Consider the following 20239-nt stretch of genomic DNA (forward strand, 5'->3'; position numbering starts at 1 on the left):
TATAGCAAAACTCACTGAGTCGTGCTATTACAGATTATTGTTTTTTTGCGCAAGTCGTCGGCTACGGTACATCGCCATGCGATCTTTTGGCGTCATCATCACGTTTACAGGTGGTTGGTCGGCTTTAAACGAAACTTGAACAGCCGGTGTCAACTCGGTGTCAGCCGGTAATTCTTCTTGTTCAGATGGCGTTTGTAATTTTTCTGCAATCTGCTCAATCGATTCCCCGATTTGTTCCACAGAACCGTCGATGTCTAAACTTTCATCTGGCGCTGCACTTTGATGAACTTCCACGACCTCTTCTTTTTTCGAGCGGGATAAGTCCGTTGATTGCATAAAGACGGACGAAAAACCGTTATCTAAAATCGAAACCTGACCGAGAATCGATTTTTCTTCTTCGGTCGTTTCCCCGGAAATGTCTTCAACATGTTCTGCGTCTATTTCAGGACTAGTAGTGCTAGTGGCATCTTCATCTTGAAGTGACTCTTCTGGCAGAACCACATCAGACTCTGTGCTCATTTCGAACGGTTCTCTCGTTTCAGGAGAATGCTCGACCGGTAGAACAATTTTTGGTTTTGGACGGGCATATCCGTAAATAGGTGAAGGAACATCAGTCGGAATGAATTCATCGGTGATATCTACCTTCGGGGGTGGTGAGACCGGCTGTCCTTCTCTCGACAGCTCTCGCTTGATTCGATCTGCTTGTTGTTTCAATGAACGTTCATATGCATCCATACTTGATTCCTCGCTTTTTCACTCAATCCATATTTAACAAAAAATCGGTCGAGTTTAGCGACCGATTTCAAATGCTGTACCTACTTCATATTCGTTATCTAATACTAAAATCCCTTTTTCTTGCGGGGCATTCGGAAGATTTAATTCACGCGCCGAGCAAATCATGCCATGCGAGCTCTCTCCGCGAAGTGCCGATGGTCGAATAATCAAACCGGTAGGCATGACCGCTCCTGGTTTGGCTACGACTACCTTTTGGCCAGTCGCGACGTTTGGTGCGCCACATACGATTTGAACAGTGCCTTGGTCGATTTGAACTTGGCAAACGGATAACTTATCCGCATCCGGATGTTTTTCCGCACTTTCCACATAACCGACGACAAACTTCGGTGTCACATCTACCCATGAGAAGTCTTCGTCAATTCCATGTTCCTTCAAGACAGCTTGTACCTGTTCAACCAATTCCGTCGTCAAATCAACTGGACCATTCCAACCTGTGACGTCAAAGTGCTCACTTGCTTGAAACAAATTGTATCCGTTGACGGCTCCGTCTACAGATTTGACGATGGCAACGTCACCTGTTCGTTCTACAGATTGATGGTGACGTTCTCCTTCTTTCAATAACACCATGAGTACATCGCCGATTCCTTCTCGGTTATAAAACACATTCATTTGCATACGTTCCTACGTCCCTTCTTTCAAACTCATCTCACTTATTTTATCAGATTATGTGTTCGATGGCGGGGTCTTTTTTCCGACAATAAAAATCGGTTCAAGTTGCCCTGCCTCATAATGAAAGGCGAGTGCAGTCACTGGGACACGACCATTGGTAAAGAAGTCAAACATCAATTGTTGCATCGCATCATACCCTTGGTCATTTCGGATATCGGCGATAATCATCACATCTTGATGCGGTACACCGACGAGCATATCCCCTTCGACTCGGCGCTCCATCATTCGAAGAAAATCATCGTTTAAAATGCGCGATGCCTCGTAGCCGTCTCGCGTCGATAAAAAGTAGAATGGGTTGCCGGCAACTTCATCTTGTTTCATCTCGGTCGGAAGTTTTTTGACATTTTCCCGGGCGATGCGCTCAATCATTTCAAGCGTCAAATCACCGGATACATGCTTCTCCTCGATTAAACGATAGCCGTTCCCGCGATCTAGCGCATAAAAGATGGCGGTCTCCGCCGTATGCGGACTGAAAATAAGCGGTTCCCCACTTTTCGTCGTCTTTGCGAACGAGTTCGAACGAATGACCGGATAGATGGCATCCAATTTTCCAGCGAGTGAGATGTGATCATCCGCCTTCATTGCCGACTCGATGTATTCGATGACTTCATCGACTGCCACTTTGCCCCGCGTTTTCGCTTTCGCGACGATTGGTGCGAGTCGAATATTCACACCAAAGCGATCAGTTTTCCGTTCGACGCGCAACACCTCATTCTCGCGGTCATAAGATGTGCGATAGTCCTCTTTGAAATTCGCTTCTAAATAGCGTCTTAACTCATTCCGTTCCATAAAGGGTCACCCTAATCCATTCAAGAATGCTTCGACCTGTTCCGGCGTCTTCCGTTCGCGACCGACGTAACGATCGATTTCCTTACCATTTTCAAATGCGACAAAGCTTGGGATCCCAAAAATATCGAGCTCTTGCGCGAGTTCCATAAACTCGTCACGGTCGACGTAATAAAACGTCCAGTCTTCAAATTTCTGTTCGATTTCAGGCATGAATGGGTCGAGGAAACGGCAATCTCCACACCATGTTGCCGAGAACATGAAAATACTTTTTGATTCTTTTGCTTCTGTATATTCTGCCATTGTTGATAATTGTTTCATGATTAACCACTCCTGTTCGTTTTTTCCTCACTTATAATAGCATAAGTCCTGTCACACATTCTGCTCTGCTGTTTGTTATAATCAAAGCCGAAACTAGTTGAAACAGGTGAAACCATATGAAATTGACACGAGAAAAATTGAATCCTGAAATGAAACATCCGCTCGAACAGATGGTCGGCGTCTTTGGTATGCTCGCCATCTTGCGATATGGATATTTATTTATTGATACCGATAAAACGAGACTCGAGATCTTGATTTGGCTAGTTGTGGGTTTTGCCGTCATTTATGTTCTTGAAAAATGGCTCAAGCAACTCGCCCGTCATTTACCGATTGTACGAAAACGGTATTTGATCCCAATCTATGTAATCGTCCTTCTACTGTTCCTCATCAGCTTCCGTGTCCCTCGCGAGACGGTTGATTCTGTCAAAGTCTTATTCGGTATCGGATGACACGAAAAGGCGCCGTTTGCTTCAAACGGCGCTTCTTTTAATAGTCAATTTTCATATCGTTTGGCTGAATGCGTCCAGTCCTTCTCAATACAGCATAGACCGCATAACTTAACAAGGCAGGTCCGATGAGTAGGAAGCCGAGGACGATGATAAACGTGTACCAACTGAAGCCCATCGTTTCAAGCATGACAATCGGACCGACGAGTCCACTCGTCCCCATCCCTGCCCCAGCTGCCACACTTTCTAATTCAAACAATAGAATCGCGATTGGTGCGAGGACAGCCCCAGCTAATGTAGGGGGTAAAAGAATCCAAGGATTTTTCACGATATTCCCGACTTGGAGCATCGACGTTCCGATTCCTTGCGCAATCGCTCCGCCGACTCCGTTATCGCGATAACTCGTAATCGCAAACCCAATCATTTGAGCTGCACATCCGACCGTTGCGGCGCCAGCCGCAATACCATTCAACCCAAGCATCAAAGCGATGGCTGCACTCGAAATCGGCGCAGTCAGTGCCAATCCCATGAGTGTCGCTACGACGACTCCCATGAACAATGGTTGTTGCTCCGTCCCCCACTCAATCCAACTACCGAGCTGTGTCATGAACATCCCTACATATTTCCCGATATATATCGCTGTGAAGAAACCAACTGCGATTGTCGTAAATGGCGTCACCAAAATATCAAGCTTCGTTGATTTCGATACAAGTTTTGATACCTCAACGGCTAAAAGTGTGGCGACGTAACTACCGGCCGGTCCAAACTCATATCCGAACGTCCCGACGACGAGTGCAGAAAATAGAATAAGAGGTGGCGCCTCTAGAGCATAAGCAATCGCAATCCCGATAGCTGGACCCGTCAGACTCATCGCCACGTCACCAATTTGAACGAGCGTAGCGCTTATTCCCGCAAGTGCGGTCCCTTCAAGCTGACCACCAATCGTCTTCATAATCAAACCGATAATCAACGTACTGAACAACCCTAGTGCCATATAACTAAGTGCCGTCACAAAATAAACAGACGGGCTAAGTGAGATTCCTTTTTTCTTGAACATATGAGATCCTCCTTACAATCATACAGGTGTATTGACATGAGTAAACAACATGTATAAACACCTCTATCAGTATAAGGTGTTTTTTTGAAATAGCAAGAACATCTATACAAAAAAACCGTCCACTCAACATCATGAGTGAACGGCATGTGCGTTTAGCGAGACGGACGAAGTGTTTCAAGCGTCGAACGGTCAAGTCGTTTGACCAACGCTTTCAGTAACGCTTTCGCCGCATCGTAGTCGTCTGTATGAAGAATCGAAGCATGTGTATGAATGTAGCGTGATGCGACACCGATAACGGCTGTCGGTACACCTTCGCCACTCATATGCACGCGTCCAGCATCGGTACCACCTGGCGAGACGAAATACTGCGTCTTAATATTTTCATCAGAAGCCGTGTCGAGCAAGAAGTCACGCATTTCAGGAGACATGACCATAACCCGGTCTAAAATTCGAATCAAGGCACCCTCACCGAGTTGTCCAAACTCCGTTTTACTTCCAGATGCATCGTTCGCCGGTGAAGCATCGAGTACGAGTGCCACATCTGGCTGAATCAATTCAGATGCCGTCTGCGCTCCACGTAGTCCAACTTCTTCTTGTACGGTAGCACCCGAGAACAAGATGTTCGGGTGGTCTGCTTTTGTCGTCTCTTCTAACAATTCGACAGCAAGACCGACACCGTAACGGTTGTCCCATGCTTTCGCCATAATTTTTTTCGGGTGATGAAGTGGTGTAAATGCGCTCGATGGCACTGCAGGAACACCCGGACGTACTCCCCATGATTCTGCTTCTTCTTTTGAATCCGCACCGATATCGATGAACATTTGTTTGATATCCATCGGTTTACTCATCGCATCTGGTCCGAGTAAGTGAGGCGGTGTTGAAGCGACGACGCCTGGGATTTTCCCGTTCGAAGTGATGATGTCAAAACGTTGTGCCATGAGCACTTGGCTCCACCATCCGCCAAGCGGTTGTATGTATAACATTCCATTTTCCGTGATGCGTGTCACCATGAAGGCAACCTCATCCATGTGACCGGCTACCATTACTTTAGGTCCCGCTTCGTCCCCGACACGTTTCCCAAAAATTGATCCGATGCCATCCGTGACGATTTCATCTGAGTGCGGTTCAATTCGTTCACGTACGAACTGACGAACTTCTGACTCGAACCCCGGAGCTCCCGGTAGTTCTGTTAACGTCTTGAATAAGTCTCTCGTCTTTTGATCCATCTTTTATCATCCCTTCTTAACCGTTCTTGTCTCATTATATACAAAAGTTTTGATAGGATGCGAATGCTTTTCATTCCATTCGGGTACAGGTTTTGGTACGATGTACATGATAGCCATAGTTCAAGGGGAGGTAGTCATATGAAAAAAAGGTATTGGTTTATTGGAATCGGGGTTGCCGTCATTGCCGCACTTATGACGAAAAAGGCTTTAGATGAACGTAGCTTATCTGCAGAAAACGCGTTGGAGTACACAAAACGTGCTTTCTCAGCGAAAGGTCATGTCCAAGGGGCATGGATTTCTGCATCACCTGAGATTTACACGTATGACGGTCGTGAATACGATGTCTACAAAGGTGGAATCTCGGTTCTTGAGAACGACGAAGAAAAAACGTATGAGTTCACAGTCGACTCTGAGACTGGCGCTTTACTCGAATATGCATGACACGAAACCGACGAATGATTCGTCGGTTTTTTTGTTTAGTTACAGCGAAAGAGTGGAAAATTGAAATTGGTAGTTTTCAATTTAAAAAAGGAGTGATCTCGCGTGAAAAAGCTAATCGGTGAGGCAAGTGAACTCGTATCGCAAATGGTAGAAGGAATGGTCCATGCCCATCCTGAACTGTACGGTCGTGTCGAAGGATTCAATGTCATCTGTCGGGCGAACGGTGCAAAATCCGGTAAGGTCGGGCTCGTCTCGGGTGGTGGTAGCGGACACGAACCGGCACACGCCGGTTATGTCGGAGACGGCATGCTCGATGCGGCAGTTTGCGGGGAAGTCTTTACATCCCCTACTCCGGACATGGTGCTTGAAGGAATCAAAGCAGCTGACGGTGGCAACGGTGTCTTGTTGATCGTCAAAAATTATTCGGGGGATGTCATGAACTTCGAACTCGCCGCCGAATTGGCTGAAGGAGACGGGATTAAAGTCGACCATGTTGTCGTCGCTGATGACGTCGCGATTTCAAACAAGGAAGACCGTCGTGGTGTTGCCGGTACCGTCTTCGTTCATAAAATCGCAGGTGCCGCTGCAGCAAGCGGTAAATCACTTGAGGAAGTTAAATCGATTGCGGAAAAAGTCGCATCACACGTCCGCTCAATGGGGATGGCGGTAGAACCTTGCTATATGCCAGTGAGTGGCAAGCCTGGTTTTGACTTGAACGAGGAAGAGATGGAAATCGGGATTGGTATTCACGGGGAGCGCGGTGTCGAACGTAAACCAACGAGCGATGTCGACCAAATCGTCGATGACCTTCTCAGCCATTTGAAAAAAGAAGTTGAGCCTGGCGAAGTCGCCGTTATGGTAAATGGAATGGGCGGGACTCCATTGTCCGAACTATATGTGACGTATCATTTCGTCGCGCAAAAACTCGAAGCTGCTGGATATACGCTGAAACGTAAATATGTCGGTAACTACATGACGTCACTCGAGATGCACGGATTCTCGATTACACTGTTACCGCTTGATGATGAGATGACCACTTATCTAGATGCTCCATCGGAAGCACTTGGATTTAAACTTTGATAAATGAGGTGTTTGTTTTATGTTGACGATTGATCGGATGAAGCAAGCGTTACGCGACACACAAGTCGGAATTGAGGACCAGAAAGACACACTGACAGATTTAGACCGTGCCATCGGGGACGGAGATCACGGGATCAACATGTCTCGTGGTTTCGACGCGGTCACTTCCATTCTAGATGAGGATTATGACTCTCTCGGAGCGCTCAGTAAAAAAGTAGGCATGACCTTGATGTCGAAAGTAGGCGGTGCGGCTGGTCCATTATATGGTTCTGCTTTCGTCAAGATGGCGACCAAGTTCGGGGATGCGACTGAAGCTGACTTTGATCTTCTCAAAGAAGCACTCCAAGAAGGTTCAAATTCGATTAAAGCGCGAGGAAAGTCAGAAGTCGGTCAGAAAACGATGGTCGACGTTTGGGACCCGTTCCTTGAACATGTAAAACAAGGGGACGACTACAAACATCAGTTAGACGAACTCGTGCAAAAAACGGAAGATATGGTGGCGACGAAAGGTCGAGCTTCCTACTTCGGTGAAAATTCGCGTGGAACGGTCGACCCGGGTGCCCTCTCCAGTTCGATTCTGTTAGCCGCGATTATGAAGGAGGTCGATTGACATCGTTGAATTGATTATCGTCTCGCACAGTGCAAAAATTGCGGAAGGGATCCAAGATCTCATGAAAGAGATGGCGCCATCCGTCCCCATTCATTTAGCTGGCGGTCTCGAAGACGGTTCGATCGGAACAGACGTCACCCGCATCTTGGCGGCACTCGAGCAAGTCGAAGGGGAAGCGCTTCTTCTCAGCGATATCGGTTCGGCCACAATGAACGCCGAACTTGCCATCGACATGTACGAAGGAAGTAAAGAGGTCGCATTTTTCGACGGTCCGATTGTCGAAAGTGCATTCATCGCTTCGGTTTCCTCAGGAAACGACATGTCTCTCACAGATATCGTCGAACAGTTGAAGCAACAATGAAAAAGCACCCCGTTCAGGAGAACGGGGTGCTTTTATGTCTTAACGTGGGTTGTCATTCTTTTCATATACGGCATTCATATATGAGCTTGTTGAATAGAAACGTGGTACGACCAAGAACAAAATGAGTGCTGGAATCGCAATCAATAGAAGCAATACCAATACCGGCAACCAGTAGACAATTTCATGACCGAGCATATCGATGTTCGCATCTGCGAATTCGGCTGCTCCTTCAACTTCTACGAGGTCTGCTGATGAGAGGATTTTGTTGTCTGTCGCATCAAAGTAATGGTACTCGGTTTTACGTGTGATGAAGATTCCATCACGAATCGTATCGAGTTCTACGACAGCCGCGATCACTTCGTTGCCATTTGAATGGCGAAGCGTCTCTTCTTTGATGATTTCAGCTGTTCCTTCTTTATAATCGTAATGCGTCGCTTTCAAATCCTCTTCGAGTGCGTCCAAGAACGCTTCGTTCGCTGAGGTATTCATTGGTGCGATTGTTAGAATGAAGATTACTGCAAGCAGGCTTGCCCATGCTTTTTTCAACATCCCCATGTTCCCCCTTCTCTTATTCCAGTTTAGCGTCATTCCTATTGTACCAAGAAGAAAGAAAAAAGTGTGAAGAAAATACTATTAAAATAAGAAAAAAGCGTGTCAATTTTTCGGACGGAATACAGCTTCCATTCGATAAATCGGCTGACCGAGCGCACTGAAGCGCTCTTCATACTCTGTTCGAATATTATCTTCCGGTTCATTTACATGCAAATCAAGTGAAATTTCTGTGAAGAACATCCCGTATTGACTCATGCTTTGAAGAGAATATTCAAAGAGTCCGCGGTTGTCTGTCTTGAAATGAATCTCCCCTGCTTTCGGAAGAATCGCTTCGTATGTCGCTAAAAATGTCTTGTACGTCAAGCGACGTTTCGCATGGCGTGTTTTCGGCCAAGGGTCCGAGAAGTTTAAGTATACGCGGTCGACTTCTCCAGCTTCAAAATATTCGACGAGTCGCTTCGCATCAACCGTCAGTACTCTCACGTTCGGCATCGGTGTCTCGACGAGCTTTTGAACGATTGAGACAGCTACGCTTTCAAATAGTTCGATTGCGATAAAGTTCACGTCCGGATGTTGTTTCGCCATCCCTAAAATAAATTGCCCTTTCCCTGAACCGACTTCGATAAAGAGCGGGTGGTCATTGCCGAACTCGGCGTCCCACTTCCCTTTTAATTGTTCAGGATGTTGAATAAATACGTGTTCTTGAGCTTCCATATATTCTTTTGCCCAAGGCTTATGTCGTAAACGCATGAAAATCCTACCTTTCGTTCATCAAATGTTCAAGTTTAATGGGAATATGCACGTTACGTACGAGCAGTCCTCTTGCGATTATACACGAAATCATAGTTTAATGAACGTGAATCATCCTTCACAAGGAGGTTATATACGATGAGTACATTAGATCAATTCTTAATTTTTTATGCGGCTCCACTTACGTTTTTCGCAGGCGTCATCGCAACGTTCGTTTGGGCTTACTTCATGAATCCAGACGACATCTAAACACATTCAAAAAGGGGTGGCGCACAGCCATCCCTTTTAATTGATTCGTTCATACGCCTCATCGATCAATTCGCGCAGTACATGAAAACCTTCTGTTCGTGCTGCATCGTTTCGTTCCCCATAGATCGTTAAAATCGTTTGGGCAATTGCATACCAATGCATTCGATTATGAAGCTCACTCGAAACCTCGATCCCATAATGCGTGAACCAACGCTCCCATTCCGTCTCTTCGACATAGCTATAGACTACCATCGCCAAATCAAAAGCACGGTCCGCGATGATCGCATCGTCCCAATCCGTCAAATAGAGAAGACCGTTTTCATCTTCAATCCAGTTGTTGTGATTTAAATCAGAGTGGCATACGACGAACTCTTTCTCGTCAACTTTCGGCAAATGGTGTTTTAACCATTGAATCGCCTCTCCAATCGTAGGATCTGTCTCATCTTGTTCATATGCCTCACACTGACGAAGCAATAAGTGCGGCGTCACCGGTGTCTGATTTAATTGTTGTAACATGAATAATAGCTCTTTCGAATCATGAATCTTTCCGAGTTGTGCCGCGACATCTGGTCGCTTCATATCTTCTGGTGAAAGTTCGCGGCTCTCAATGAATTGTTGGGCACTTAATACGTCCCCGTTAAACATCCGCTTTGTCCAAAGAAGTTTCGGAACAATTCCTTCCGCTGAAAGAATCGCCAAGAATGGAGAAGAGTTCCGTTTCACAAAAATCTTCTGTTGGCGCGTCGTCGCTACATACGCTTCGCCTGTAATACCTCCGGCAGAAGCGACTGTCCACTCTTTACCGAGCGCACCGACTATATCTGAATACATATTCATCACGCTCAAATCTTACTTGAAATTAAAGAGATACAATCAACATCTTAACACGCGAGAATCGTCATTGACAACGACTCGACTTGAATGTGTGACGGGTTTCTTTCGATCGGGACGAGGCTGGCAGTCTCCCCCTGAACGTAGACGTTCCATTTCGCATCGCTTTCGAATGTCACTTTTTCGAACGTTCCATTAATATATACGCGTACCCGCTGCCAAGCGTCATACGAGTGGCTCGCCGTCAGTTCATAAATAATGACGCCAGGCGGCGACGGTAAGAATGTGAAATGATCGATGACTTCCTGACGTGAATCGTAACGGAAGCATGTATGCAGTCGTCGCAGTTTCAATAGCGTCTTCACATACTCGATCTCACTGATTCGCGCATCGCGTAAGTCCCAATCGAAATGATTGATGTGGTCTGGTGAATTATAGCTATTCTCCACGCCATGTTTCGTTCGACCGAACTCTTGACCCGCGTGGATAAATGGGATCCCTTGAGACGTGATAACGACCGCATTGGCGAGTCGCTGCATTGCGAGGCGAGTCGCTTCATCAACCCCTTCACACGACAACTGTAATTTGTCATAAATCGTATAATTGTCATGGGCTTCGGCATAGTTGATTGAATACGTCGGACTCGGGAAACGTCCAACCGTCACGTTCGGGATATGGACGGCCCCGGTCAGACATTCACGGAGCTCCCATTCTCGCCATTCATTTCCTGAAATGAATCCACGTTCTCGGTCATTGAAGGTCGAGCCTTTTAGAGCATCTCGAATCATATCGTTAAAGTGTCCGATACGAGGCATTCGGGCTGCATTTTGCGAAGTCGCCTTCAAGGACTGTCCGAGAGGTGTCGCCAAGTCCCACCCTTCTCCATACACAAGGATGGACGGGTCAACTTTATCAAGGGCGGCTCGCACCTGATTCATCGTCTCGACGTCATGAATCCCCATCAAGTCGAAACGGAATCCGTCCACTCGATAAGTTGTCGCAAAGTATGAGACGAAGTCGACAATCATTCGCCGCATCATATAACGTTCGGATGCCGTATCATTCCCGACACCGGTCCCGTTTGCGACCGTTCCGTCATGCTCATAACGAAAATAATAATAAGGAACGAGAGCCTCGAGCGGAGAATGTTCACGAATATAGATGTGATTCATCACGACGTCTGTGACGACACGGAGACCTGACCGGTGAAGATCCGCGACAAGTGACGCGTACTCGAATACCCGACTCATCGGAACATCCGGGCTAGAGGCGTAACTTCCTTCAAGGCTGAACCAATGAATCGGGTCGTAACCCCAGTTATATGGCATGCGTGTCGCTTCATCGACACTTCCAAAATCATGAACGGGTAACAATTGGACATGGGTCACGCCGAGTTCTTTTATATAATCAAGTCCTGCACTGTGACCCTCTTTCGTCTGAACTCCCTTTTCGCTCACCCCTCCATATAGACCTTTCAGTTGGCTCAACGATGAAGGGTGGCTTGTAAAGTCTCGGATGTGCAGTTCATAAATGACGGCATCGGTCGCTTTCCAAAGAGGTGGACGCGGAGCTTCATCGACTTGTTCATTCACAAATCGTTCCACGTCCATCAATACCCCGTACTCTCCGTTCAAGCTAACGGCTCTTGCATAAGGGTCAACGACTTGTCTCGTATCGACGGGCGTCTTTACTTCTAAACGATATAGCATCCCTTCGAACGCTTTAGGCACTTCTCCATTCCATTCCCCACGTGTACCACGATTCATATGGAAGCGTTCGAGTTCACGGTGGTTCGTGTCGTCATGGACGGTAATCCACATCGAGAGTGCGACAGGCGACCAAACGGTCACTTCCATCCCGTGTGGCGTAAATGACAAACCGAGTTGCCCATCATATGAGAACCGACGCTCGAACTCTTCGGAGCGCACAATTTCTCGTGGGACGATGACCATCGTCTTTTGCCCCGGATGAAACACCGTATACATCATGTCCAAAGAAATGGGTTCATATAGTCGCAGAATTTGTTCAATCATCCCTGATTCGTTCACATGTTGTTGTTCGACCATGTAGTCGATCGGGCGTCCATTCTGTTCAATTTGTACTGGAACGGATTCATATTCGCGCACAATCTCAAGTTGTATGGTCTCAAATGATACGAAAGACGCGCTCTCAATCGTTACATGCGAGGCAGTCTTTTGATCTGGTGTATGATGCATATGCGTCCCTTCCTCTCAATCACTGATCCATAAATTGACGAAACGGCATCTTGGCTGTCACTTCTAATAATGTAGCGACATCGCGAACTTGTTGCGCTTTTACAATTGTTGCACGCCCATTCACTTGTTTCATCCACTCTTTATACTCATTTCGTCCCACATAATGCGTCGTCCGAACGCTTGGAACGTTATCAAAATAACCATCTGCTGCAATGACGACCTTTTGAAGGACACCCGCATAGTTCGGTACAATTTGTCGAACAAGTTCTTCGGTGCGTGTCAACGCAATGAGCGGGTTCACTACACGAGTATTTTCCCCTTTCAGCGGTTGATGAACCCACGTCTTCTCTTTCGATATGTGATAGATGCTTCTGTCTCCCTCGAGCCACTCTATGATATAGAGATGCGTCGGACCGACAAGGACATGACTTAATTCAACGGTCGCACCGTTCCACTCAATGACGGGACGATAAAAGAAGAAGTGTCGTTCATTCCATTCGGAACGCATCACGCGATATGCAAAATCTCTCGTGAATGCCAAATGTGGTAAATCCGCCTCAAGTACCCCTTCACAAGCAAATTGCAGTTTTTGAATGTGTCGGCGCTCTCGAAGTAATTTCTGATACTGTGATTCGGCGAGTGGTTTGGGTTCTAGTTCAATCCGTTCCGACTTCGCCCAAAATTTCCACCACGGCCGGTCGATTTCAAGCACTTCGACCGGACTCAGTCGATTGTTTTCATGAAGACGCTGCAATCGGGCCGTATCGGATTCTAAATATTCTAAATAGCGATTGTATTGATCTAATACATCACGTTCATATTTTGAGATTACGTCAAAAATTTTAACCGGGATTGCCATATGTCCTCCTCTGGCCGTCTTAACGGAAATACTTCAATCGCCCTATAGGACGGAGTATGATTCGGCTGCACTTCATACAGGATCACTTCTTCCACCGACTCGGTTACGTTGAACTCGGGTGGGACGTAAGCAATCCGTTCCCCTTTGTCCCACTTTTTTGCGAGAGTGACATGAGGGACGAATGTTTTTCGGTCTAAATTCGGAATCAATGCGACGAGCTCTTGACGCAGCGCCGTCGCAAATCGCTGAAGAGCATCTGACGCATCAGGTACAATCGTCAACACGCGTGGACGGTCCGCTCTCCCGAAATGGTCGATGGCATGAAACGTCAACGTGAACGGAAGGGTTTCTTGACTGATTCTTCTAGTGATTTCTTTCACTTCATCCAGCTCTTCACCATCGATCCCCCCTAAAAATTGTATCGTCAAATGAAACTCGTCCGGTCGATAAATTCGCCGATACGAGTAATACGGTAAAATGGTTTGTTGCACAGCAGCGAGTTCGACCGATTCGATCGGAATCGCAATAAAATAATGCGTGCTCATCTGATTCATCCTTTCAGTGCGCGACGTGACAGTCCAATCCAAATCACTGCCCCGATTGCCGTGACGATCGTATACATCCAAAATACGCCGATGATGTCATCGAGTTCGATGATTGTACCACTCAACTTGTTGAATCCCGCTGTCGCAAGTCCCGAAGTCAACGCCATGTAAACACCGATTGCCGTTGAAGAGACTTGACGGTCGACAAGTTTTCGGACGAACTGAAGCGCGACCGGAATTAAAAGTCCGACGACGAGACCTTGTGCAATCGCCAGAAGCCAAACGACCCAAATGGGCGGCTCCAATGCAAGGATTCCATTTCGCATGGCCGAGATGGCTGCCGCCCCGACGAGTACCGGGACACTGCCGAAGCGTTCTACAAATTGTGACGCCACTTTCATGAAGGGAATTTCAAACAAAACCGCAACGAGGAATAATGTTCCAACGAGCGTCGTCGATCCCCCGCTACTTGTCACGTACAATCCAAAATAATAGTTGTTCGCATAAATTGGTCCGAAGACGAGCATGCCCCCGAGCAGAAAGAATAAGAAGGACTTATTCCATACAGCTGTCCATGAAATCGGAGCTAACGTGACGTCACGAATCGAGCTCTTTTCCGGAATCATTCGGACGAACACACTTCCGAGGATAAGTAAGACGGCACTTAATACGAACGTACTAGCAAGGCCCCACGTCGTATCGGAAATCCACCCCATCGCAAACACCGCGATGGCAAAACCTGCCGACCCATACAAACGAATCGCTCCATAATCCACTTTTGAACGTGTCGTATAGTCGAGTGTCATCATATCGACGAGCGGAATGTGTGCACATTGGAACACCGACCAGATGACCATGAGCACCACGATCCATACGTAAGAAGTCGCCACTAAAAAAGTAAACGAAATGAGGGCTGCGCTTAACATCGCTAACATGAGCCACGCCTTCACCCGCCCGGTGCGATCGGTCAACATTCCCCAAAGTGGTTGTACACCAATCGAAAGAATGGGAAGAATGGCCACGATATTTCCGACCTGACTCGGTGTGAGTCCGAATTGATCTTGTGAAAAATATAAAGCCATGTAAGGGATCAATGCCCCTTGCGCGAAGAAAATGGCGACATATACAGATTGAAACAATCTTTTTTGCGAATTCAATGATAACTTCCTTCCTAAAGGACAGAGAGCCGACTACATCAGTCAGCTCTCCACGGTTCTTATTTAGCGAGCTCGTAAATCGCTTCAGCATAAATCGCTGCTGCGCGTAATAAATCTTCTATCTCCATATATTCATCGACCTGATGCGCCACATCTTTAGCCCCTGGGAACAATGCACCGAATGCGACCCCCGCCTCGAGTGAACGGGCGTAAGTTCCCCCACCGATTGCCATCAAGTTCGCATGCTCCCCCGTCTGACGTTCGTACACACTCGCAAGCGTCTTCACGAGCGGATGATCTTCAGCCACGTGATGTGGTGGCATATGTTGACGCGTCTTCAATTCGAAACCGAGCGACAACGCGATTTCACGTAGGTTTTGCAACCGCTCTTCAAACTTCGCCGTATAAGGGTAGCGAATGTTAACCGTAGCCGTGCGCTCATCTTCGTGATAGCGGAACACACCACCGTTGATCGTCAAATCACCTGTCTCGTCACTCGCCTCAATCCCGAGTGAAATCCCGCGAGAATCGGCAAACACATGACGAACGAGTTCAATATAGCGTTCCCCTTGAATATCGAGAGGAAGGTGCAACAGGAATCCAGCGAGGACGTAGGCCGCGTTGATCCCGTTATCCGGTTCCATCGCGTGTGCCGCTTTCCCTTTCATCGTGAACGTATATGTCCCACGGTCATATACGCATGTCCCGTCTGCTTCATATTTTTCAAGATAAGCCTCGAACTTTTCTTCGAGTACCTCGTCTGTCTTCAATTCAGCTTTCGCGAAGTCCGGAACCATGTTCGGACGCTCCCCACTCGTAAATGAGAGAAGGTGATACGCCGACTCTGGTGCCCGTTGAATCGGAAGTTGTGTCAACACACCGTCATATAGCCCTTTCTCTGCGTTGATGATCGGGAAGTCCGCGTCTGGTGCAAAGCCGTATGTCGGCATCTGTTCTTGTTTAAAGTATTCGCGGACACAGCGCCATTCGCTCTCCTCGTCACAACCTGCGATCAGGCGGACACGTTTCGAGAGCGGTAACCCGAGTTCTTTGACGATGCGTAAACCATAGTAAGCAGCCATCGATGGTCCTTTATCATCATTGCTTCCGCGAGCGACGATTTTTCCGTCCGATGTAATCGTCGGATTGAACGCACCATACGTCCATCCTTCACCTGCAGGGACGACATCAAGGTGACATAAGATTCCGACGATATCCTCACCATCCCCATACTCCAAGTGTCCCGCATATCCACCGACGTCCTTCGTTTTAAAGCCATCTCGCTCACCAAGCTCAAACATGTAATCGAGCGCTTTTCGAACCTCTGGCCCGAATGGCATGTTCGGCGCGGCTTTTGATTCATCGAGCACGCTAGGGATTTGTAGTAATCCTTTTAAATCTTCTAAAAATGCATCTTTACGATTGTCGACTTCTTGTCTCCAATTCATGTTCATCTCCCCTTTTGCGAATGTTCTCTCCCTTACTAGTATATCCAAATGAATGAAAGACGAACATTCATTTAGAAAAGTTTTTTTCGTTCGTGTTTGACCTTGTTTTAAATACAAAAAAACAATCTTCATTCGATATTTACGTTCATAATCAAATCTTTACAAACAGATTGTTCGTGCTTTCTGCTTGCATTTTTGTACAGGAGCGGTATACTAAAGGTGTAATTTTAGAAAATAACAATTTTATATTTCATTTTGTCGTCTGTAGGTATGGTTTATCATTATTCTACACATTGGGAGGTTATCCAATGAAAGGCTCAACAGATCGGATGTTAACGCGCATCAAGTCCATTTATTTGTTCATCAATGAAAGGGAGACAGTTACCACTTCAGAACTAGTAGAAGAGTTCGGTATTACGTCGCGCACTGTGCAACGTGATTTGAACGTGCTTGAGTACAATAATCTTGTGGAGAGCCCTAGCCGTGGCACGTGGACTTCATCGAAACGTTCACTCAAGACGGCAAATTGAAACGTATATGTAGATTCAAGAGACCTGATGTTCAGGTCTCTTTTTTATGAAAGAAGGTCTTGTGGTTTTGGATTGTATCAAATGTTCAAGATGAGGTGATGATGTGAAAGAAGAAATAATGAAGTACATAGATAATCATTTTTCAAACCGCTCTGGAGAAGTCCATCTAAGATTCGAACTCGGCGAACCGTATAAAAACGGAACGGATGAGAGAATAGAGCAAGTGGTAAAAAGAGTGACAACATTGTTCGAGGAAGTGTTTCAATCTGATGATTACATCCATATCTTTATCAAGGATTGGAACGAAACAGAGGACATCATGTTCGGGAATACCACTCCCGAATATTTGTATGGTTTATTCATGAAGCAACAGATTGAAGAAGAAACGTTATTCGAATTAGATGAAGATATAGACGAAAAAACAGGGGAAATTATAGAAATCAAACATGAATATAAAGCGAAATTTGTATCCTCGCAGATAAAGTCAATCTCTTACGAGAAAATCCTTAGAGGTATAGGAAATTACGAGCAAGGAAGAGAACCTTCGATTGGACAAACGGTATACTTTATAAGCACTGAAAAGAACATCGTTTTTCATATGTATGATGATCGAGGTTGTACCATAAGTTCAAATGAAGTTGAACCATTAGTCCCTTTATATCACAAATACAACGACTGGTTAGTTAACTATTGGCGTGCTGATTTTGATGCCATTTTCAAAAAGATATGATCGAAAATTAGAGCTTTTTATACAAAAAGAGAATCCGCCCAATTGGACAGATTCCCTCTCACCTCTTTAATTATTGAAGAAACAATTGAACTTCTTCTTCCGTCAACTCACGATATGCCCCGAGCTCAAGCGTCTCATCGAGTTCAAGCTCCCCGATTTGTACACGCTCTAATCGCTCGACGTGTTTGCCTACCGCCGCGACCATTCGTTTCACTTGATGATATTTCCCTTCAGACAACGTGAGACGGATGACAGAACGACGCCCGCTCCGACTCAAAATCTCGAGTCGGGCCGGTTTCGTCGTATATCCATCTTCTAATTCGACGCCGTTCGCAAACGTTTTGACGTCCTCAGCCGTCATCTCCCCATCGATTTCGGCGATATACACCTTGTCGACATGTTTACGTGGTGACATGAGCGCATGATTGAACGCGCCGTCGTTCGTGATGAGGAGAAGACCTGTCGTATCTTTATCGAGCCGTCCGACCGGGAAAAGGTCGTAATGAGCATACTCCGGATCAATTAACTCGATGACTGTCGTCTCGACTTGATCTTCCGTCGCACTGATGACCCCTTTCGGCTTGTTCATCATGAAATAGATGTACGGACGATATTCAACGACTTCCCCAAAAACGGTGACCCGTTCTGATTCAGGATTGACGTGCCGCTTTGCATCCTTCACAGGCGCATCACCGACTCGTACCGCCCCTTGTTTTAATAGGATTTTTACATCTTTTCGTGATCCATATCCCATGTTCGATAGCAATTTATCAATTCGCATTATCCGTTCCTCCGATATTCAAAGCGTTTCCCTAATAATTTCCCTGCAAGATGGCTGCGCCAGCCGAGATATCCGTATACGAGAATCCCGACAATGACACCGACGATTGTCGCAAAGATGTCATTTCCCCAACTCGCTTCTTCTTGCAACGTGACGAGAAGAGAAAGGTAAACAGCCGCAAACATCGCCGCCCCCATCAAGAACATCAAGATGGTCCGACGAAGCAACTGCTTGTATGGGAAATGTAGAGACCGCTGAATCATCCATACCATGAGCACGATCGCCACAATGTATCCAGCAATCGTCGCATAACCCGCACCGATACCACCGAGCCAATAGACGAACGGTACGTTCAGGGCGAGTTTCGCCAACAGACCCATCGATGTAGCAAAGATGGTGAAGTACTGACGGTTAATCCCTTGGAGGATCGCAGCCGCGACCGAGTAATAGGCTAAGAAGAAAGCACTCGGTGCATAATGAAGCAAATACACCCATCCTTCACGGTCTCCCGGGAACAACGTCCCAAACAGCGGCTCCGCGAGAGCCACGAGACCGATGACAGCAGGAATTGTCACGAAGAACGAGACTTGGAAAATATGATTGACTTGATTTCGTACCTTCAGCATATCTCCTGTCGTGAAGGAACGGGTCACGAGCGGGATGGTTGCCATCGAGACACTCGCCGCAATCGACACGGGGATCAGTACAATTTTATGTGCGTTTCCGGTCAAGAATCCATAAGCCGAAGTCGCTTCGGATACGGTCGCACCCGAACTGAGTAACGTATTGACCATCGTCAACTGATCAATCAGCTGATAGAGAGGGGTCGATACCCCGACCATCACGATTGGGATTGAGTAGCTGAGCAACTCGAGTAACAACGACTTCATCGAACGGACAGGTGTGCCCGCTGGATTATCCGTCTGACGATGGATGTCTTTTCGACGCTTCCAGTACATCATGAGTACGACGAAACTACCGATCGCCCCGACAAAAGCACTAAACGTCGCAATCGTGACGGCGATGACTTTCAATCCATTCAATTCAGTCGTCTCGACGGATTGCGTCCCTCCAAGAGCGTTTGCGATTGGTCGAATGAAATCAGAGTCCGCAAAGACGAACAAGACGAGCATCGTCCCGCTGAGAAGGAATAGAATGCGCACGATTTGCTCGACGACTTGTGAGATTGCCGTCGGAGCCATGTCTTGATGTCCTTGGAAATAACCACGAACCATACTCATCGCTGGGATGAGTAGTAACGCAAAACTGACGCTTCTCGTCACGAGTGTGAGCGAGTCAATGTATTGCTGATTGTTCTCCGAATTTCGAACCATCAGCTCGGACAGCCATGGTGCCGCAAAAAAGAGTAATAAAAAAGCGACGACACCGGTCGCAAGCATCAGCTTCATTCCTTGTCGGAACAATCGTTGACTCGTTCCATATTCCCCTAGCGCATTATATTTGGCGATAAATTTCGAGACGGCAACAGGAATCCCTGCCGTCGATATGGAGATCATGATTGCGTAATACGTATAAGCCGCTTGATACAACGTCACTCCGGCAATCCCGACCATCGCTTGGAACGGGAATGTGTACAACAGCCCTAACATCCGGGAAATCAAGTTTCCCGCCGATAAAAGAAGCGTTCCTTTGACGAAGGAGGCTCTTCCAGAATCTTGTTTGGCGCTTGATGACATGAGGCACCTCCATCTATAAATCAACTATTCATATGAATTCGGTTTTACAAAACAACCGCTTCTCATTATACTCTTACTGTTACGGATAATAAAGTTACGATA

At 46.7% G+C, this 20239-nt stretch carries 24 protein-coding genes; 8 read left to right on the top strand and 16 right to left on the bottom strand.

Annotated features, from left to right (window positions below; genetic code table 11):
• Nucleotides 1–27 precede the first annotated feature (27 nt).
• Genes KNO75_RS06150 through KNO75_RS06165 form a run of 4 tightly spaced genes read right to left on the bottom strand, consistent with a single transcriptional unit; the run spans nt 28 to nt 2571 of the window.
• Nucleotides 28–735, bottom strand: coding sequence for a hypothetical protein (locus tag KNO75_RS06150; protein WP_214820440.1), 708 nt, complete (start codon nt 733–735; stop codon nt 28–30).
• A 54-nt stretch (nt 736–789) separates the two neighbouring features.
• Nucleotides 790–1404, bottom strand: coding sequence for a YtpR family tRNA-binding protein (gene ytpR, locus KNO75_RS06155; protein ID WP_214821698.1), 615 nt, complete (start codon nt 1402–1404; stop codon nt 790–792).
• A 54-nt stretch (nt 1405–1458) separates the two neighbouring features.
• Nucleotides 1459–2253, bottom strand: coding sequence for a DUF1444 family protein (locus KNO75_RS06160; protein WP_214820442.1), 795 nt, complete (start codon nt 2251–2253; stop codon nt 1459–1461).
• A 6-nt stretch (nt 2254–2259) separates the two neighbouring features.
• A complete protein-coding gene (locus KNO75_RS06165) occupies nt 2260–2571 on the bottom strand; it encodes a thioredoxin family protein (protein WP_074033461.1) in 312 nt (103 codons plus the stop codon).
• Between the two features lie 116 nt (nt 2572–2687).
• Here KNO75_RS06165 and KNO75_RS06170 point away from each other — a divergent pair, with 116 nt between their 5' ends.
• Complete coding sequence (locus tag KNO75_RS06170) at nt 2688–3020, top strand: hypothetical protein (RefSeq protein ID WP_214693325.1); 333 nt, start codon at nt 2688–2690, stop codon at nt 3018–3020.
• A gap of 37 nt (nt 3021–3057) precedes the next feature.
• Here the strand turns inward: KNO75_RS06170 and KNO75_RS06175 are convergent, their stop codons facing one another.
• Together KNO75_RS06175 and KNO75_RS06180 are read right to left on the bottom strand one after the other, a co-directional pair.
• Complete coding sequence (locus tag KNO75_RS06175) at nt 3058–4074, bottom strand: PTS sugar transporter subunit IIC (protein WP_214820444.1); 1017 nt, start codon at nt 4072–4074, stop codon at nt 3058–3060.
• A gap of 152 nt (nt 4075–4226) precedes the next feature.
• Nucleotides 4227–5300 carry a M42 family metallopeptidase gene (locus tag KNO75_RS06180; protein WP_214782140.1) on the bottom strand — a complete coding sequence of 358 codons (1074 nt, stop codon included), beginning with the start codon at nt 5298–5300 and terminating at the stop codon, nt 4227–4229.
• A 138-nt stretch (nt 5301–5438) separates the two neighbouring features.
• On the opposite strand from KNO75_RS06180, the gene KNO75_RS06185 reads away from it, so the two are divergent.
• The 4 genes from KNO75_RS06185 (at nt 5439) to dhaM (ending at nt 7792) form a co-directional block, all read left to right on the top strand.
• The gene (locus KNO75_RS06185; RefSeq protein ID WP_012726763.1) at nt 5439–5741 is read left to right on the top strand and encodes a PepSY domain-containing protein; all 303 of its coding nucleotides are present in this window, start codon (nt 5439–5441) and stop codon (nt 5739–5741) included.
• Between the two features lie 102 nt (nt 5742–5843).
• Nucleotides 5844–6821, top strand: coding sequence for a dihydroxyacetone kinase subunit DhaK (gene dhaK, locus KNO75_RS06190; RefSeq protein ID WP_214693331.1), 978 nt, complete (start codon nt 5844–5846; stop codon nt 6819–6821).
• A gap of 19 nt (nt 6822–6840) precedes the next feature.
• Entirely contained in the window at nt 6841–7431 is a 591-nt protein-coding gene (gene dhaL, locus KNO75_RS06195) for a dihydroxyacetone kinase subunit DhaL (RefSeq protein WP_214820445.1), read from the top strand.
• A gap of 10 nt (nt 7432–7441) precedes the next feature.
• Nucleotides 7442–7792 (top strand): dihydroxyacetone kinase phosphoryl donor subunit DhaM, encoded by a 351-nt coding sequence (gene dhaM / locus KNO75_RS06200; RefSeq protein WP_285800804.1) that lies wholly within the window; start codon nt 7442–7444, stop codon nt 7790–7792.
• A gap of 39 nt (nt 7793–7831) precedes the next feature.
• Here the strand turns inward: dhaM and KNO75_RS06205 are convergent, their stop codons facing one another.
• On the bottom strand, nt 7832–8341 hold the full coding sequence (locus tag KNO75_RS06205; RefSeq protein ID WP_251126055.1) for a hypothetical protein: 510 nt from the start codon (nt 8339–8341) through the stop codon (nt 7832–7834).
• Nucleotides 8342–8446: 105 nt separating this feature from the next.
• Nucleotides 8447–9094: a tRNA (guanosine(46)-N7)-methyltransferase TrmB gene (gene trmB / locus KNO75_RS06210; protein WP_074033469.1), complete on the bottom strand. Its 648-nt coding sequence runs from the start codon at nt 9092–9094 to the stop codon at nt 8447–8449.
• Nucleotides 9095–9232: 138 nt separating this feature from the next.
• Between trmB and KNO75_RS15170 the strand changes: the two genes are divergently transcribed.
• Nucleotides 9233–9343: a hypothetical protein gene (locus KNO75_RS15170; RefSeq protein ID WP_012726769.1), complete on the top strand. Its 111-nt coding sequence runs from the start codon at nt 9233–9235 to the stop codon at nt 9341–9343.
• Nucleotides 9344–9379: 36 nt separating this feature from the next.
• Here KNO75_RS15170 and KNO75_RS06215 read toward each other — a convergent pair whose 3' ends face one another.
• The 6 genes from KNO75_RS06215 to pepV are packed head-to-tail and all read right to left on the bottom strand — an operon-like array spanning nt 9380 to nt 16399.
• Nucleotides 9380–10174 carry a phosphotransferase family protein gene (locus tag KNO75_RS06215; protein WP_214820447.1) on the bottom strand — a complete coding sequence of 265 codons (795 nt, stop codon included), beginning with the start codon at nt 10172–10174 and terminating at the stop codon, nt 9380–9382.
• A 50-nt stretch (nt 10175–10224) separates the two neighbouring features.
• A complete protein-coding gene (pulA, locus tag KNO75_RS06220; protein WP_214820449.1) occupies nt 10225–12390 on the bottom strand; it encodes a type I pullulanase in 2166 nt (721 codons plus the stop codon).
• A 19-nt stretch (nt 12391–12409) separates the two neighbouring features.
• On the bottom strand, nt 12410–13249 hold the full coding sequence (locus KNO75_RS06225; protein WP_214820450.1) for an NERD domain-containing protein: 840 nt from the start codon (nt 13247–13249) through the stop codon (nt 12410–12412).
• A complete protein-coding gene (thpR, locus tag KNO75_RS06230; protein WP_214820458.1) occupies nt 13219–13794 on the bottom strand; it encodes an RNA 2',3'-cyclic phosphodiesterase in 576 nt (191 codons plus the stop codon). The genes KNO75_RS06225 and thpR overlap by 31 nt, the downstream gene beginning before the upstream one ends.
• Nucleotides 13795–13799: 5 nt before the next feature.
• A complete protein-coding gene (locus tag KNO75_RS06235) occupies nt 13800–14951 on the bottom strand; it encodes an MFS transporter (protein WP_214820459.1) in 1152 nt (383 codons plus the stop codon).
• Between the two features lie 59 nt (nt 14952–15010).
• Nucleotides 15011–16399 carry a dipeptidase PepV gene (pepV, locus tag KNO75_RS06240; protein ID WP_371743045.1) on the bottom strand — a complete coding sequence of 463 codons (1389 nt, stop codon included), beginning with the start codon at nt 16397–16399 and terminating at the stop codon, nt 15011–15013.
• A 308-nt stretch (nt 16400–16707) separates the two neighbouring features.
• Here pepV and KNO75_RS06245 point away from each other — a divergent pair, with 308 nt between their 5' ends.
• Both KNO75_RS06245 and KNO75_RS06250 read left to right on the top strand, forming a co-directional pair.
• A complete protein-coding gene (locus KNO75_RS06245) occupies nt 16708–16929 on the top strand; it encodes a DeoR family transcriptional regulator (RefSeq protein WP_074033475.1) in 222 nt (73 codons plus the stop codon).
• Nucleotides 16930–17032: 103 nt separating this feature from the next.
• Entirely contained in the window at nt 17033–17659 is a 627-nt protein-coding gene (locus KNO75_RS06250; RefSeq protein ID WP_214746364.1) for a DUF3885 domain-containing protein, read from the top strand.
• Between the two features lie 70 nt (nt 17660–17729).
• On the opposite strand, the gene KNO75_RS06255 is transcribed toward KNO75_RS06250, so the two are convergent.
• Nucleotides 17730–18440 (bottom strand): pseudouridine synthase, encoded by a 711-nt coding sequence (locus KNO75_RS06255; protein ID WP_214820461.1) that lies wholly within the window; start codon nt 18438–18440, stop codon nt 17730–17732.
• Entirely contained in the window at nt 18440–20137 is a 1698-nt protein-coding gene (locus KNO75_RS06260; protein ID WP_214693358.1) for a putative polysaccharide biosynthesis protein, read from the bottom strand. Before KNO75_RS06260 ends, KNO75_RS06255 begins: the two co-directional genes overlap by 1 nt.
• Nucleotides 20138–20239: the final 102 nt, after the last annotated feature.

The sequence above is a fragment of the Exiguobacterium sp. s35 genome (genome assembly GCF_018617535.1).
GTDB classification, from domain to species: Bacteria; Bacillota; Bacilli; order Exiguobacteriales; family Exiguobacteriaceae; genus Exiguobacterium; species Exiguobacterium aestuarii.

Excerpts from the sequence above, each read along its gene's own strand:
- KNO75_RS06170 (WP_214693325.1), top strand. The coding sequence starts at position 2,688 with ATGAAATTGACACGAGAAAAATTGAATCCTGAAATGAAACATCCGCTC.
- thpR (WP_214820458.1), bottom strand. The coding sequence starts at position 13,794 with ATGAGCACGCATTATTTTATTGCGATTCCGATCGAATCGGTCGAACTC.
- ytpR (WP_214821698.1), bottom strand. The coding sequence starts at position 1,404 with ATGAATGTGTTTTATAACCGAGAAGGAATCGGCGATGTACTCATGGTG.
- KNO75_RS06175 (WP_214820444.1), bottom strand. The coding sequence starts at position 4,074 with ATGTTCAAGAAAAAAGGAATCTCACTTAGCCCGTCTGTTTATTTTGTG.
- KNO75_RS06165 (WP_074033461.1), bottom strand. The coding sequence starts at position 2,571 with ATGAAACAATTATCAACAATGGCAGAATATACAGAAGCAAAAGAATCA.
- KNO75_RS06180 (WP_214782140.1), bottom strand. The coding sequence starts at position 5,300 with ATGGATCAAAAGACGAGAGACTTATTCAAGACGTTAACAGAACTACCG.
- pulA (WP_214820449.1), bottom strand. The coding sequence starts at position 12,390 with ATGCATCATACACCAGATCAAAAGACTGCCTCGCATGTAACGATTGAG.
- KNO75_RS06255 (WP_214820461.1), bottom strand. The coding sequence starts at position 18,440 with ATGCGAATTGATAAATTGCTATCGAACATGGGATATGGATCACGAAAA.
- KNO75_RS06205 (WP_251126055.1), bottom strand. The coding sequence starts at position 8,341 with ATGTTGAAAAAAGCATGGGCAAGCCTGCTTGCAGTAATCTTCATTCTA.
- pepV (WP_371743045.1), bottom strand. The coding sequence starts at position 16,399 with ATGAATTGGAGACAAGAAGTCGACAATCGTAAAGATGCATTTTTAGAA.
- KNO75_RS06160 (WP_214820442.1), bottom strand. The coding sequence starts at position 2,253 with ATGGAACGGAATGAGTTAAGACGCTATTTAGAAGCGAATTTCAAAGAG.
- KNO75_RS06245 (WP_074033475.1), top strand. The coding sequence starts at position 16,708 with ATGAAAGGCTCAACAGATCGGATGTTAACGCGCATCAAGTCCATTTAT.
- KNO75_RS06215 (WP_214820447.1), bottom strand. The coding sequence starts at position 10,174 with ATGTATTCAGATATAGTCGGTGCGCTCGGTAAAGAGTGGACAGTCGCT.
- KNO75_RS06185 (WP_012726763.1), top strand. The coding sequence starts at position 5,439 with ATGAAAAAAAGGTATTGGTTTATTGGAATCGGGGTTGCCGTCATTGCC.
- trmB (WP_074033469.1), bottom strand. The coding sequence starts at position 9,094 with ATGCGTTTACGACATAAGCCTTGGGCAAAAGAATATATGGAAGCTCAA.
- KNO75_RS06225 (WP_214820450.1), bottom strand. The coding sequence starts at position 13,249 with ATGGCAATCCCGGTTAAAATTTTTGACGTAATCTCAAAATATGAACGT.
- dhaL (WP_214820445.1), top strand. The coding sequence starts at position 6,841 with ATGTTGACGATTGATCGGATGAAGCAAGCGTTACGCGACACACAAGTC.
- KNO75_RS06260 (WP_214693358.1), bottom strand. The coding sequence starts at position 20,137 with ATGTCATCAAGCGCCAAACAAGATTCTGGAAGAGCCTCCTTCGTCAAA.
- KNO75_RS15170 (WP_012726769.1), top strand. The coding sequence starts at position 9,233 with ATGAGTACATTAGATCAATTCTTAATTTTTTATGCGGCTCCACTTACG.
- KNO75_RS06150 (WP_214820440.1), bottom strand. The coding sequence starts at position 735 with ATGGATGCATATGAACGTTCATTGAAACAACAAGCAGATCGAATCAAG.